Genomic DNA, 13928 nt, shown 5'->3' on the forward strand with positions numbered 1-13928 from the left:
CCTTCGTGTAGTAGTGAGAAAAGGCCCCCCGAAGGGGGCCTCCAGACCCTGGAAATTAGCTTACAGGCAAGTTTTGCAACCGGCTGCAATGGACAGCGAGTTGCTTTGTTGGTTGCCAACACCGGCAGCCACGTTGACGCCCAGGTTGCCACTGCCGCCATTAACCGAACCGTTCAAGGTAGCAGTGTTGGTCACAGGGTTTGCCCAGCCAGTTGGGGTCAGCACTTGCCAGGACACTGTGTTGCTCAATTCAAAAGAACTGCTCTCACTGAATTCGCGCGATTTGTCGAACGAATTGTCGACCTTTTCGTGGACCTTTTTGTCGAACGATTTTTCGACCGATGCGTCGACCTTTGCCTTGATCGATGCGTCGAAAGTTGCACTGCGGCGCTCGTGACGGCCATCATCCTTAGTAACGGTCTTGGCAGCGTCCACATCAATTTTCACATCAGCTTTCACAGCAACTTTCTTATCAACGTCCTTCTCAAAGCGCTTATCAACGTGCTTCTCAACGTGCAAACTGGATGAATTACTGGAAGAGGAATGACCGCTGGATGAGTTGGTAGACGACAGCGTATCCTTGCGGAACGTCCGATCGGCTTTGTTATTCACCATCAGGCCAAGGCCTTGCTGATCGGCACTTGCGGTTGCGGTAGCGTGCTTACCGCCAGACACAGCGATCGCCATGGTGTTTTTCTGTTGGTTAAGGTCGCCGGCAGTCATGTTGATGCCCAGGTTGCCGCTGCCGCCGTTGGCCGAACCGCTCATAGTGGCGCTGTTTGTAGTGGAGAAGTTGTCGACCGAGTTACTGTCGCCGGTTTGCGTGACCTGAGCGGTTGCCAACGCTGAACCAAAGACAAACGAACCATCGCCGCTGGCAATGGCGGCAGCGTTGTCTTGTTGGTTGCCGTCGCCTGCTGCAACGTTGACGCCCACGTTACCGGAGGCGCCCGTGGCCGAGTTGTTCATCTCGGCTTTGTTTTTAGTCCCTTCATTGAGGATGTAGTTGCCAATGCTGGTTTGTGTATCCCAGGCTTTCGCGGTGCCGCCGGCGTTGGTGGTGTCTTTTGGATTTGGTTGTGGATCTGCAGCTTGTACAGCAACAGCCATGACCGCAGCAATTGCGAAAACCAGAGGCTTGATTGCCATCGAGGGTTTCATGGTGATTCTCCGTACTTTATTTTAGGTTAAGTGTTGTTCTTACCTGTTTGGGTCAATCCGCGACCCGTACGCTCAGGGTGTTGGCCGTTCGGTTTCCCACCCCGGCGCTCTGATTCAACTGGATCACCCCACGGCTACCGGTGAAGGCCTGGTCGCTGGTAGCGACCTGGCGATGGCCAGGAGTAAGATCGGTTGAATCGGAGTTGTTGAGCAGTGCCACGTTCTGTTGCATGAGGACGCTGTCGTCGATACTTTGCGGCGTAGCACTGATGCTTATCCGCAGGGCGTTGGCTTGCTGGTTGCTGGCGCCCGAGCTCTGGTTGACCCCCAGTACGCCATTGCCGTTACTGAAGGAGTCGCCTTTAATGGTTGACTGGGCATCGATCCTGGGATCGACATGAGTACGCAACCGTTGGCGAATCTGCGTGGTGGCGCTGGCGTCGGTGTCAATTGCGATGGCTCGGGCGTTGGCCTGTTGTTGCTGATCGCCGGCAGCCTGGTTGACCGAGAAGTTGCCTTGGTACTGCCTGCCGGAGTTGTCGATGGAGGCAGTATCGATGACAGGAGGTTGGGCAAAGGTCGGCGCACTGCAAAACATGGCCAGAATCAGCAGAGTGCGATTCATTTCAACGGTCTCCCGAGATCATTTTCAGACCGCCCAGGCCTTGCTGGATGGTTCCGTTGATCCTGTTGGCAATACCGTTGCCGGAACCTGGGGAATGTCCAGCGGACACGCCGGGCAGCTGTGTCTGATCGTTGATGTTGCCGCGCAGCGTGCCGGTGCCTTGAGCGATCATTCCGGTGATGCCTGCGCCGCTGCTGATGCTGGCAAAGTCGCCGTCCGTCAATTCGTTCGTTGCACTGATGACTTGCCTGGAGGGGTTGGCATTGGCGGTCAAGGGGTTAGGGTCGGGAACCAGGGGGGGGCGAGTCGCGGAACGCGGTTGGACCTCCCGCATCAGGACGATGACCCCATCGCCGGCCTGGACAGGCAGACTGATACTCGAACCCAATGCACATCCGATCAGCAGGAGGCGAAAAATGCCTTTATCGATATTCCCCACGACGGCAATTCCTTCTTAAAGTGCGCTGGCCCTTCTCAGCGTTGCGAGGAAGAGAGCAGAAGGTGTGCCGCCTTTTATTTTTATAGTTAAAACAGTGGGTTGTGATTCTTTGTTGCAGGAGTCAAAATTTGTTGTAACGACGCTGAGACAGATGGCCGGGCATTGCGCCGTTTATCTGTCCGCCATTGCTCATCATGGACTGTGTAGATCGACTGTTTCCGTTGATTAACACTTTGCCCCCGGCGAGGCTTGAGCCGCTTCATTTGGCGGGTTTGTGGGGAGGAGGGTGTTTCAGGAATGGACATCTTGCCGGGCGGGGCGTGCTGAAGTCAGGCGCCCAGCAGCCGATTAACCGCCTCGAATGCATCGCGCCTGCGCTGTGCCCAGTCGCCACGCAGCATCTGGTAAGTCTGCTGGTGCCGGTCGAGCCAATCGCGACTGGCCTGGAAAAATGCCTGGCGATCGGCAAGATCCGGCTGACAGCGTTGACCGTCGTCAGTCCAGACGACCGCCTCCGGGCTGAGCAGCAGGTGCAGATCGTAGTGCCGCGCCAGCAAGGCTTCTTCGATCCAGGCCGGGCAGTCACCGAACAGCGCATGGCTCCAGAGCATGTTGCTCAGCAGGTGGGTGTCGAGGATCAACAGTGATGGTTGTCTGGCGCGAGCCCTGTCCTCCCACCGTAGCTGGCCAAGTGCAATCACCGAAATATCCTCGTAGCAGGTTTCGCGGGCCTCCTTTTCGATAAAGCGCCGCACGTACTCGCCCACCAGCAACCCGCCGAAACGGGCTTGCAACTCGGCGGCCAGCCAACTCTTGCCGCTGGATTCCGGGCCGCTCAAGACCAGTACTTTCATGCGCGCAACGCCGGAGCAGCGCGCCATTCCCGCCAGCCTTGCACGGCCAGCAGGGTAAACAGGCCATAGAGCGCGGCTGTCAGGTACAGGCCCTTGTAGACGAACAGACCAACGAAAATCACATCCACCGCAATCCACAGTGGCCAGCACTGCACGCGCTTCTGCGCCATCCACAGTTGTGCGACCAGGCTGAATCCGGTCAGCGCGGCGTCCAGCCATGGCTGAGCCGCATCCGTCCAGTAGGCCATGGCAGCCCCCAGCAGCAGACTGCCGACTGCACCGACAGCAAGGCCAAGCAGCATCGATGGAGTGTCCAGTTGACTGACTGGCCGTCCCTGCCGAGCCTCGCCCGCGCGAGTCCATTGCCACCAGCCATAGAGCTGCAACGCGGCATAGATCACTTGCAGGAGCATGTCCGAATACAGTTTCACCTCAAAGAAGATCCAGCTGTAGAGCAGCACCATGACCAGGCCGATCGGCCAGCACCAGGGGTTCTGTTTGACTGTCAGCCAGACGGCAATTACACCGAGCGCGGCGGCAAACAGTTCAAGCCCGGACATGCGGATTCCTTGGGGTAGTCGAAGAGGGGGGGCGATTGTAACCAGAGAGTGGCCTGACGCGTTAATCAGCGTGATCGGGGTATTTGCGCAAAGATCGGAGCCTTGCTCAACGGCCCGGGCCACATCAATGGCCGCATTGAGCACCCGCTTTTGATAACCCGTCACGGCGTATTCTTTTTCTTGTCATAAATGCCCGCCAGCATCCCGGAATGCTTTGGGAGCCAACGTTACCCAAGTGTACTAAGGCTACAGCGTTAATCGGGTATGTCTGGTAGCATTTCGGCCGCGCATGAAAAACCTGAATACGGCTTGTTTTTTCAAGCTTTTTTACGGTTTTTGTTGATCTTGTGCGCGCAGGAATTCAGCTGCGCTATCGCACTGTACGCTATGAAATATATTAACGAGGCATGCCTGGGGCATGGCTTCATGGGGGATAGATGGATCTTTGGACCGCCACTCAGGCATTGATTTTAGGAGTTGTAGAAGGGCTCACAGAGTTCTTGCCCATTTCCAGTACCGGGCACCAGATTATTGTCGCGGACTTGCTGAATTTTGGTGGGGAAAGGGCCATGGCCTTCAACATCATCATCCAGCTCGGGGCGATTCTGGCTGTGGTCTGGGAGTTTCGCCGCAAGATCCTGGATGTTGTTCTCGGGTTGCCGACACAACGCAATGCCCAACGATTTACCGTCAATCTGCTGATTGCCTTTATGCCGGCCGTGGTGTTGGGGGTGATTTTCGCCAACCTGATTCACCATTACCTCTTTAACCCGATTACCGTCGCTACAGCGTTGGTGGTGGGCGGGATCATCATGCTCTGGGCCGAGCAACGTCAACATGAAGTGCATGCCGAAAGCGTCGACGAAATCACCTGGAAAGACGCGTTGAAAGTCGGCTTTGCCCAGTGTCTGGCGATGATTCCTGGCACCTCCCGCTCCGGCTCAACCATTATCGGTGGCTTGCTGTTCGGCCTGTCGCGCAAAACCGCTACGGAGTTTTCATTCTTTCTGGCAATGCCGACCATGGTCGGTGCGGCGGTGTACTCGGGCTACAAATACCGTCATTTATTCCAGCCCGATGACTTTCCAGTCTTCGCCATTGGCTTCGTTACCGCGTTCATCTTCGCGATGATTGCGGTCAAGGGGCTGCTCAAGTTCATTGCCAGCCACAGCTACGCGGCATTTGCCTGGTACCGGATTGCCTTTGGCCTGCTGATTCTCGCCACCTGGCAGTTTGGCTGGGTCGACTGGGCGGCTGCCAAACCGTGATCGAACTTCGGCCGCGTAGCAACTTCGGGCCAAAGCCCGGGGTTGCCATTCAAAACCCGCGATTCAAAGGGCTGGTGTTCCTGGTGTTGTGTGCGCTGCCGGTCTTGGGCTCGGTACTCCTGTGGCTGCGGGGTGTCTCTTTGATTCCCTTGGCAGCCTATGGAGTTGTGAGCGTACTGGCGTTTTTCCTGTACTGGAGTGACAAGCGCAAGGCCCGCGCCGACAGTTGGCGAACTCCGGAAAACGTCCTGCATGCCCTGGAACTGGCCGGTGGCTGGCCAGGGGCTTTGTTGGCTCAACAGTTTTTTCGGCACAAGACGCGCAAGGTCTCGTATCAGCTGGTGTTCTGGGCGATCGTCCTGCTGCACCAGGTGTTCTGGGTCGACCGGTTGTTCCTTGGCGCCAGGCTGTTTTCCCTATAGCTGTAAGCCGATCTGCATGCGCTTGGGCAACTTGCTGACCACCAATTGATGGGAGCGTTGCAGCAAGCCTTGCAGTTCTTCGGTGGCCAGCGGGTAGGGCGTTTCCATGATGATCCACTGCGCCCGTGCCAGATAAGGCGCAGGATGAATGCCCGGGCGGTCGACATGGCCGAGAAACAGCTCTTTATCGACCTTGAAGGCCAGTGACGCACCCCGCAGGTTCTGCAGCGCAAACATCTTGTTCCCGGCAATCGAGAACACCCGCACACCACCCCATTTGTAATCTTCCCTGGCACCGGGCAGTGCCAGGCAGAAGTGCGCCACATCTTCTTCAGTCATGGGCCTGGCTTTCATAGCAGTCGATCTCCGCAGCTTTTGAACGAATCGGTCAGATGATCAATCCAGGCGCGCACCGCAGGCAGCAGGCCGCGTCGATGAGGGTAGACCGCCAGCAGCCATCCGCCAGGCAACGACCAATCGGGCAGTAGCTGCACCAGCTGGCCGTTTTCCAGCTCCTGCTCGCAATACATCATCGGCAGGATAGTGAAGCCCAAACCTGCCAGCGTGCTGGCTTTGCGCACAATAAAATCATCGATGCCCAAGCGCGCTTCAAGGGTCAACTCACAGATTTTTCCGTGCTTATCCAGCATGCGCAAATGCACCATGCGGTCGGCCTCCAGCGCGCCCAGCACCGGGACGTTTTTCAAGTCCTCAGGACTGTTGATTTCCCGTTCGCGCAGAAAGGCCGGGCTTGCAATCATCACCATTTGGGCCTGGCGCAGACGGCGGGTGACCAGCAGTGGATCTTCATCCCCGATTTCTCGCACTCTCAAGGCGACATCGATGCCTTCGGTCACCAGGTCAACGCGGCGGTTGAGTAACGTCATCTCAAGCTGAACCTGGGGGAATTTCTCCAGAAAAGTGCTGATCACCGAGGGCAGAAACTCATGGGCCAGGCCAACCGGGCACGACACCCGCAGGCGTCCGCGAGGTTCGCTGGACATGCTGGCGACAGCTTCGTCGGCCATTTCCGCTTCCAGTAGCATGGCTTGGCAGTGCCGCAGGTAACGCTCACCGACGGCGGTCAACTTCAATTGGCGTGTGGTGCGCTGCAGCAGGCGGGCGTTGAGTCGCTCCTCCAACTCGGCAATGCGCCGGGACAGACGCGACTTTGGAATGCCCAGCAAGCGCCCTGCGGCGGCGAAACCGCCGGCTTCCACGACCTTGGCGAAATAGTAGAGGTCATTCAGGTCTTGCATGGTCAGGACTCGATTGTTCTATCAGTGGGACGAACTATCGCATTATTGTCGACTAATCAGCCATTGGTTTCATCTGTAGGATTGTCCTCACTTGATCGCCCGGTGGCGATCCTCACTTGGAGATCCCACATGAAACTCTTGCATATTGATTCGAGCATCCTGGGCGACAACTCGGCTTCCCGTCAGCTCAGCCGCAGCGTCGTTCACGCCTGGCAAGCCGCAGAGCCGGCAGCTGTGGTGACTTACCGTGACCTGGCAAGCGACGCGATCAGCCACTTCTCCGCCGCCACTCTGGTTGCCGCCGGCACCACCGCTGAACTGCGCGATGCTGCACAGCAGCACGAAGCGCAGCTGAGTGCTTCGACCCTGGCCGAATTCCTTGCGGCTGATGCCGTAGTCATCGCCGCGCCAATGTACAACTTCACCATTCCAACCCAATTGAAAGCCTGGATCGACCGCATCGCAGTTGCCGGCCAGACCTTCCGTTATACCGAAGCCGGTCCTGAAGGTCTGTGCGGTAACAAGAAAGTCGTCGTGGTTTCGACTTCCGGCGGTATGCACGTCGGCCAGGCTACCGGCGTCGGCCACGAAGAGTACTTGAAAGTCATGCTCGGCTTCATGGGCATCACTGACATCGAGTTCGTCCGTGCCCACGGCCTGGCCTACGGTGACGAAGTCCGCGTTAAAGCCATGAGCGATGCCCAGGTGCAAATCAGCGAGCAGTTGTTCGCCGCTGCGTAAAACTAGTGTAAAAAAGTAAATGGCTCAGGTAATACCCACTAAACTCTGTACCCTGCCCATCAGTAGATGGTCAGGGTACGGAGTTTTTTGTTTTTGACGTTTCAGGTTTTGGCCCGGGTTATGCACTCATGGGTTACCGACCCCGCGCTGTGCATGCCTCAGAAGTGGCCAGGACTGGCACAAAGCCTTGGCTGTAAGGGCTGGCAGCAAAAAACGGGCTTTCTAATTACGCAGCAAAGGTAGGGCATCCCATGATGCGTCTTTGTGCAGTGTTACTGATCTGCCTGCTCAGCAGCCTGAATACAGTGCAAGCCGCACCTGCGCCGCACCCTCATTGGAGCGTCGGCTTCCATGAGATGAGCTTTCTCGATCCGCTGGATTTGCAGCCAATGCGGGCGATTGCCTTCTACCCATCGACCGGCATAGAGCATTCAAGCAAGGTTGAGGGGTATAAGATCGAAGCCTCCAAAGATGCCAAAATTGCGATTGGCCGGTTTCCGATGCTGATGCTGTCCCACGGCAATACCGGGACCCCGCTGGCTTTGCATGATCTGGCCACGTCGCTGGCGCGCAAAGGTTTTGTGGTGGTAGCAGTGATACACCCCGGTGACAACTACAAGGATCACAGTCGCCTCGGCACATTGAGCAATCTGTATGGCCGGCCGATCCAGATTTCCGAAGCGATCACCGCAACACTGGCTGATCCGATGCTGTCGCCGTTCGTCAATGCCGACCAGGTCGGCGTGATTGGCTATTCGGCCGGCGGCGAAACCGCATTGATCCTGTCCGGTGCCACGCCGGATCTGGATCGCCTGCGCCGTTATTGCCAGGAGCGCCCCGACGACAACGACGCCTGTAACACCCAGGGCGAATTGATCGTCGATCGCGATGACTTGCGGCCAGTCGCTGACCCGAGGGTTCATGCATTGTTACTGATGGCCCCGCTGAGTCTGAAGTTCGGTCGTAATACGCTGTCCGGGGTGCATGTGCCGGTGCTGCTTTATAGCGGTGATGGCGACAAACTGGTGGCTATCGATAAAAACGCTGCTGCGCTGGCGCGAAAACTGCCGACTGCTCCGGATTTCAAGCTGCTGGCCGGTGCCGGGCACTTTGTGTTCATGGCGCCCTGTACAGAGGAGCAGCTGGTGGCGATGCCGGCCTTGTGTACCGACGCTGTCGGCGTCGACCGCGAAGACATTCACCGCAACTTGATCTCTGAAGCCGGCCGCTTTTTTTCCCATGAGCTGGGCAAGCCAAGCAGGGCAGGGTTGCAGACCGCCGATCAATAGTTGTTCCTACACGGATCGGTACTTCAATAACAGGGTCAGACCCAGCCCCGTCATCGAAAGCAGTGCTGCGCAGAAGAAGATCCACGAGTACCCCAGGTTCAGCGCCACGGCGCCCATCAATGGCCCGGCAATCGCCAGCGCCAGATCGAAAAACACCGCATAAGCACTCAGCCCCGCACCGCGACTGGTGTTGGGTACCTGCTTGATCGCCTCGACGCCCAGGGCTGGGTAGACCAGCGACAAACCGAATCCGGTCATCCCGGCGCCCATCAAGGCAACGCCTGTCGATGGCGCAAGCCAGAGCAATACCAGCCCCACGGTTTCGATGCACATACAGGCAATCGCCGCTGTGAAACCACCGAACCGGCTGATGCTGGAGATAAACAGCAGACGCGACAGAATAAAACACATCCCGAATACCGTCAGGCAGTACGCGGCACCGGTCCAGCCGCGGCTGACATAGAAGAGCGTAATAAAGGTGGTCAAGGTGCCATAGCCGATCGATGCCAGACTCAGGCTGGCGCCAAACGGGGCAATGCGGCCAAACACGGCCCGGAAGGGCAGGCGCTCGCCGCGAATGACGGGAACCGAGGGTTTGTTGCGAATCATCAGCAAGGCTGCCAGTGCCAACAGCGACAGGGCGATGCCCAGACTGGTAAAGCCCAGCTCACCGACCATCACCACCCCCAGCGGTGCGCCAATGGCGATGGCGCCATAAGACGCTATGCCATTCCAGGAAATCGAGCGGGCGGTATGCTCCACGCCGACCTGGCCCATGCACCAACTGATGGTGCCGACCCCGATCAAACCTTGGGCGATGCCCAGCAATAAGCGGCCGCCGATCAAAATCAGCAGACTCAGCAGCGGCAAGCTTTGCAGCAAGGTAGAGATCAGCGTGAGCCCGCCACTCAGAACAATCCCTATCAGGCCATAAATGATCGCGCGCTTGGTGCCGATGCTGTCCGACATGCGTCCCGCCATGGGGCGGCTGAGCAGGGTCGCGAGGTATTGCGAACCGATGGTCAGCCCGGCCACCACGGCACTGAACCCAAGTTGTTCATGGACGTAACCGGGCAGCACGGCGATCGGCAAGCCGATGCACAGAAATGCGATGAAGGTATAGAAAACGATGGAGACGATCTGCCGGGTGATCGCCATGGAGCTGAGTGTGGCCATTTGTTGCGCAGACATGAGGGCTCGTTCGCGGGCGGCGGTTGGAGAGTTGCATCATGGCGTGGACGTGGAATAAAAGGAAGCAGGCTAACGATTTGTTTGCCGAGGCGGGGCTGCCGATGTCTCGGTGGGTGGGATTCGTTTGGTGGATGGAATGCTTGATCGTCGCTACGGAACTGGCGAAACATTCGGTGATAGAACACCTTTGAAGCAGTCGGATTGAGATGATAGTTTTCGTCCCCCATTAAAAAGACCTGAGGACAATCCGAATGCGCCCAATCGCAAAGCGTTGCGCAGAATTTCTCTTGCTCGCCTGGGCAGTCTTTTTCGGCAAATTCGCCATGGCCAATACCCAACAGCCGGATATCGATACCCTCGTGCAAGATGCCGCTCGAGAGGTCATGCAGCAATACAACATTCCCGGCCTGGCCATTGCGGTTACGGCCAATGGCAAGCAGCGGTTCTACAACTACGGCGTGACCTCCAGGGAAACACAGCAGAAGGTTACGAGCGATACGCTCTTTGAAGTCGGCTCGATCAGCAAAACATTCACGGCCACGTTGGCGACTTACACTCAGGCCAATGGGCAGCTTTCACTCACCGACAGCCCAGGCAAGTATCTGCCTCAACTCCAGGGCAGTCATTTCGACAAGGTGACGTTGATGAATTTGGGGACTCACACGGCTGGAGGCTTCCCTCTTCAGTTTCCTGACGACATACAGAATACCGGGCAGATGATGGACTACTTCAAGGCCTGGCAGCCCAGCTACGCCCCTGGCACGTACAGGACCTATGCCAACCCCAGTATCGGGATGCTCGGCTTGATCGCGGCCAAGAGCATGAACATGCCGTTTGAAGAGGCGATGGAGCAACGGCTGTTTCCCAAATTGGGTATGCCTGAGAGCTTCATCAACGTTCCGGCAAGCAAGATGCCCCTCTACGCTCAGGGCTACAACAAAGAGGATGCTCCGGTCCGGTTGAACCCCGGTGTACTTGGAGCTGAAGCCTACGGTGTGAAAACCACCGCCAGGGACCTGATCCACTTCGTCGAGGCCAACCTGGGCCTCACGCAGACAGAGACAAAACTCAAACGTGCGATCGTCGATACCCATACGGGCTACTTCAAGCTGGGTTCGATGACGCAGGATCTGGTCTGGGAGCAGTACAGCTACCCGGCGGAGCTGAATACGCTGATCGAAGGCAACTCCGACAAGATGATTTATCAGAGCAATGCCGTCACAGAACTGAATCCGCCCCTGCCGCCGCAGGAGGCTGTCTGGATCAACAAGACCGGCTCGACCGGTGGTTTTGGTGCCTACGTGGCCTTTGTGCCTGCGAAACAGCTCGGCATTGTGGTGCTGGCCAATAAGAACTATCCCAACGAGTCCCGGGTTCGCCTGGCGCATCGAATACTGAACAAGCTGGATTGCTGTTTACCAATAGCGAACTGAGGTCACCTGGATAGACGGGTTGCTTACGGACACCGCCGAGCGGATGTTTGACTGGCTGAAGGAAAGCCAAGGATCGGTACCCGCTACGACAAACCGGCAAGAAGTTTTGCTGCCATGGCCTCGCTGGCTTGCACGCCGCGGCGCCTATGGCAGCACTATTGGTTCAGAGCCGGACCGTCAGCGAAGATCCAGCTGATGCCGATACGGCAAATCCGGCCCGGTTTTGCTGCAGGTCAGGGCGGCGGCGCTGACAGCGAAGGTGAGCATGGCGCTGATCTGTTCGCGGGTCAGGCGTTGCAGGCCTTCGATTGAATCGAGTCGCTGTTCGGTCAGCCAGGCGATCAGGGCCGCCTGGAAGGTGTCGCCGGCACCCACGGTGTCAGCCATCACTACGGGGCAAGCCGGTACCGACCAATTGCCATGGCGGCGGCTGAATACCGTTGCGCCCTGACTGCCACGGGTGAGGAATACCAGCTGACAGCGGTGTTCCAGCCAGCCTTCGATCACGCTCTGCGGATCACACTCCGGGTAGAGCAGCTTCAGGTCTTCATCGCTGACCTTGATCAGGTCGGCATGTTCGACCAGTGTGCTGATGCGCTCGCGCCACCGTTCGATATCCGGTTCGGGGTTGAGTCGTACATTGGGGTCGAGGCTGATCAGACGCTTGCCGCTTTCCCGGCGCACCAGGGCAAGCAGGGTATCGGCAATCGGCTGCACCACCAACGAGAACGAACCAATATGCAAGCCGCGCACATCGGCGCCCAACACAGGCAAATGTGCAGGCAACAGCAGACGATCAGCACAGCCTTCACCGCGGAAGCTGTAATGCGGCGAGCCATCGGTGCCGACGGCGACCATCGCCAGAGTGGTCGGTGCGTCGAAGTCCAACAGGTAGTCCGGGCGCACGCCTTCCTCCTGCAACACCTGCCGCAGACGTCGACCCAGGTAGTCGTTGGACAGCCCGGCGAGCAGCGCCACGTCGATGCCCAAACGCCGTAAACCTACGGCCACGTTGAACGGTGAACCGCCAGCAATCGCTTTGTAATTCACTTTCGAAGCCTGACCGCTGATGTCGTTTTCGCTGAAGAAATCGAACAGCGCTTCACCACACACCAAATACATAGTCGTTCTCTCTTTTAAAGGGTTGCCACATGCTGTTGATAGCGTTCATAGGCCTGTTGATAGGCGTTTACGCTGGCCGCGCCCGGCAAGGTTTGACTGACTGGGTCGAGGCTGACACAACGCTCGCACAGTTCAAACAGGCTTTGTTCTGTTCCATTTGCCCAGGACTCGCACCAGGCAGCCTGAATCGCCGCACCGAGGGCCGCGGCTTCGCTTTGTTCGGGGCAGATCACGGGGGTGTTCATGATATCGGCGACCATCTGCCGCCATATCGGGCTTTTTGATCCGCCGCCAGTCAGCCGAATACTGCGGCTCTGCAAACCGTTGTTGCGCAACAGATCCAGACCATAGCGCAAACCGAAGGTGGTGCCTTCGACCACGGCGCGGCACAGGTTGGCCTGAGTCAGGTTGGTCATGTTCAAACCCAGCAGGCTGCCGCTGGCATGGGGCAGGGCGGGGACCCGTTCGCCGTTGAGGAACGGCAGCATGCACACACCTTCGGCGCCAATAGGCGCCTGGGCGACAAGCTGGTTGAAGCGATCGATGTCCAGCTCGAACAACTGGCGAATCATCCCCGTGGCGTTGGTCAGGTTCATGGTGCAGATCAACGGCAGCCAGCCGCCGCTGGATGAACAGAAGCTTGCCACCGACGCGTCCGGGCTGACGTGCGGCTGTTCGGCGTAGGCATACACAGTGCCGGAGGACCCGAGGCTCATGGTGATCGCCCCGGGCTGAATGTTGCCGGTGCCGATGGCGCCCATCATGTTGTCGCCACCGCCACTGGATACCAGTGCTTTGGGATTGACACCCAGCAGCTCAGCGATGTCTGGAAGCAAAGTGCCCACCGGCGTACGGGCTTCGATCAGTTGTGGCAAGGCCGCGGCCAGCCGACCGCGGGGGTCGATATGGTTGAGCAATGACACATCCCATTCACGGCTGCGCACATTGAAATAACCGGTGCCTGAGGCATCACCGTATTCGCTGCAACGGCGGCCGGTCAGCCAGTAATTAAGGTAGTCGTGGGGCAGCAATATCGTCGCTATCTCGGCAAAAACCTCAGGATGCCGCTCTTTGGTCCAGAGCAGTTTCGATACCGTATAGCCAGGTGCGATGACCACGCCGAGGCGTTCCAGCGAACCACGTTCGCCGCCCAGATGAGCCAGCAGCCGATCATTTTCCGGGGTGGACTCGGTATCGCACCAAAGCTTGGCCGGGCGCAGTACCTGACCTTCATCATCGAGCAGCACCAAGCCATGCTGCTGGCCGGAAACGCCGATGCCAAGGATGTCCTGACCACTGACATCGGCCGCCTGCAGCGCTCTGCGCGTCGAGAGTATCAAGGCGCCAAGCCACTGGTCAGTGTCCTGCTCGCGACGGCCATTGGCGCCGCTGATCATGCTATGGCTGGCTGCGCCATGGCCCAGAACCTTGCCACTGACCGAGTCGAGGACAATGGCTTTGGTACCTTGGGTGCCGCAGTCGATGCCCAGGAATAGTTTTTGGTTTGCCATGCAAAGACCTTGATCATTCCCACGCTGCGCGTGGGAATGCTTCACTGGACGCT

At 57.9% G+C, this 13928-nt stretch carries 15 protein-coding genes and 1 pseudogene; 6 read left to right on the plus strand and 10 right to left on the minus strand.

Annotated features, from left to right (window positions below; genetic code table 11):
* Positions 1 to 60: 60 nt before the first annotated feature.
* The 5 genes from fapC to pnuC form a co-directional block, all read right to left on the minus strand.
* Positions 61 to 1161 (minus strand): amyloid-like fimbrin subunit FapC, encoded by a 1101-nt coding sequence (fapC, locus tag AC07UI_RS26610; protein ID WP_494995288.1) that lies wholly within the window; start codon positions 1159 to 1161, stop codon positions 61 to 63.
* A gap of 52 nt (positions 1162 to 1213) precedes the next feature.
* The gene (fapB, locus tag AC07UI_RS26615; protein ID WP_494995289.1) at positions 1214 to 1786 is read right to left on the minus strand and encodes a fibril amyloid subunit FapB; all 573 of its coding nucleotides are present in this window, start codon (positions 1784 to 1786) and stop codon (positions 1214 to 1216) included.
* 1 nt (position 1787) lies between these two features.
* The gene (gene fapA / locus AC07UI_RS26620) at positions 1788 to 2225 is read right to left on the minus strand and encodes a functional amyloid chaperone FapA (protein WP_494995290.1); all 438 of its coding nucleotides are present in this window, start codon (positions 2223 to 2225) and stop codon (positions 1788 to 1790) included.
* Positions 2226 to 2554: 329 nt separating this feature from the next.
* Positions 2555 to 3079: an AAA family ATPase gene (locus AC07UI_RS26625; RefSeq protein WP_494995291.1), complete on the minus strand. Its 525-nt coding sequence runs from the start codon at positions 3077 to 3079 to the stop codon at positions 2555 to 2557.
* Positions 3076 to 3639 (minus strand): nicotinamide riboside transporter PnuC, encoded by a 564-nt coding sequence (pnuC, locus tag AC07UI_RS26630; protein ID WP_494995292.1) that lies wholly within the window; start codon positions 3637 to 3639, stop codon positions 3076 to 3078. The genes AC07UI_RS26625 and pnuC overlap by 4 nt, the downstream gene beginning before the upstream one ends.
* 437 nt (positions 3640 to 4076) lie before the next feature.
* Here pnuC and AC07UI_RS26635 point away from each other — a divergent pair, with 437 nt between their 5' ends.
* On the plus strand, positions 4077 to 4907 hold the full coding sequence (locus AC07UI_RS26635) for an undecaprenyl-diphosphate phosphatase (RefSeq protein WP_494995293.1): 831 nt from the start codon (positions 4077 to 4079) through the stop codon (positions 4905 to 4907).
* Complete coding sequence (locus AC07UI_RS26640; protein ID WP_494995294.1) at positions 4904 to 5329, plus strand: DUF1294 domain-containing protein; 426 nt, start codon at positions 4904 to 4906, stop codon at positions 5327 to 5329. The genes AC07UI_RS26635 and AC07UI_RS26640 overlap by 4 nt, the downstream gene beginning before the upstream one ends.
* Here AC07UI_RS26640 and AC07UI_RS26645 read toward each other — a convergent pair.
* Together AC07UI_RS26645 and AC07UI_RS26650 are read right to left on the minus strand one after the other, a co-directional pair.
* Positions 5324 to 5683, minus strand: coding sequence for an MmcQ/YjbR family DNA-binding protein (locus tag AC07UI_RS26645; RefSeq protein WP_494995295.1), 360 nt, complete (start codon positions 5681 to 5683; stop codon positions 5324 to 5326). The genes AC07UI_RS26640 and AC07UI_RS26645 overlap by 6 nt on opposite strands.
* Positions 5680 to 6588, minus strand: coding sequence for a LysR substrate-binding domain-containing protein (locus AC07UI_RS26650; protein WP_494995296.1), 909 nt, complete (start codon positions 6586 to 6588; stop codon positions 5680 to 5682). The genes AC07UI_RS26645 and AC07UI_RS26650 overlap by 4 nt, the downstream gene beginning before the upstream one ends.
* A gap of 129 nt (positions 6589 to 6717) precedes the next feature.
* Here AC07UI_RS26650 and AC07UI_RS26655 point away from each other — a divergent pair, with 129 nt between their 5' ends.
* Both AC07UI_RS26655 and AC07UI_RS26660 read left to right on the plus strand, forming a co-directional pair.
* Positions 6718 to 7329 (plus strand): FMN-dependent NADH-azoreductase, encoded by a 612-nt coding sequence (locus AC07UI_RS26655; RefSeq protein WP_494995297.1) that lies wholly within the window; start codon positions 6718 to 6720, stop codon positions 7327 to 7329.
* A 251-nt stretch (positions 7330 to 7580) separates the two neighbouring features.
* Positions 7581 to 8618, plus strand: a complete 1038-nt coding sequence (locus tag AC07UI_RS26660) for an alpha/beta hydrolase family protein (RefSeq protein WP_494995298.1) — start codon at positions 7581 to 7583, stop codon at positions 8616 to 8618.
* A 6-nt stretch (positions 8619 to 8624) separates the two neighbouring features.
* On the opposite strand, the gene AC07UI_RS26665 is transcribed toward AC07UI_RS26660, so the two are convergent.
* On the minus strand, positions 8625 to 9809 hold the full coding sequence (locus AC07UI_RS26665; RefSeq protein ID WP_494995299.1) for an MFS transporter: 1185 nt from the start codon (positions 9807 to 9809) through the stop codon (positions 8625 to 8627).
* Between the two features lie 251 nt (positions 9810 to 10060).
* Here AC07UI_RS26665 and ampC point away from each other — a divergent pair, with 251 nt between their 5' ends.
* On the plus strand, positions 10061 to 11242 hold the full coding sequence (gene ampC / locus AC07UI_RS26670) for a class C beta-lactamase (protein WP_494995300.1): 1182 nt from the start codon (positions 10061 to 10063) through the stop codon (positions 11240 to 11242).
* Between the two features lie 37 nt (positions 11243 to 11279).
* Positions 11280 to 11410, plus strand: a pseudogene (locus AC07UI_RS26675) (IS5/IS1182 family transposase); the annotation flags it as partial.
* A gap of 9 nt (positions 11411 to 11419) precedes the next feature.
* Here AC07UI_RS26675 and AC07UI_RS26680 read toward each other — a convergent pair.
* Together AC07UI_RS26680 and xylB are read right to left on the minus strand one after the other, a co-directional pair.
* Complete coding sequence (locus AC07UI_RS26680; RefSeq protein ID WP_494995301.1) at positions 11420 to 12364, minus strand: carbohydrate kinase family protein; 945 nt, start codon at positions 12362 to 12364, stop codon at positions 11420 to 11422.
* Positions 12365 to 12378: 14 nt separating this feature from the next.
* The gene (gene xylB, locus AC07UI_RS26685; protein WP_494995302.1) at positions 12379 to 13875 is read right to left on the minus strand and encodes a xylulokinase; all 1497 of its coding nucleotides are present in this window, start codon (positions 13873 to 13875) and stop codon (positions 12379 to 12381) included.
* Positions 13876 to 13928: the final 53 nt, after the last annotated feature.

This window comes from Pseudomonas sp. GW821-FHT04C07 (genome assembly GCF_059420325.1).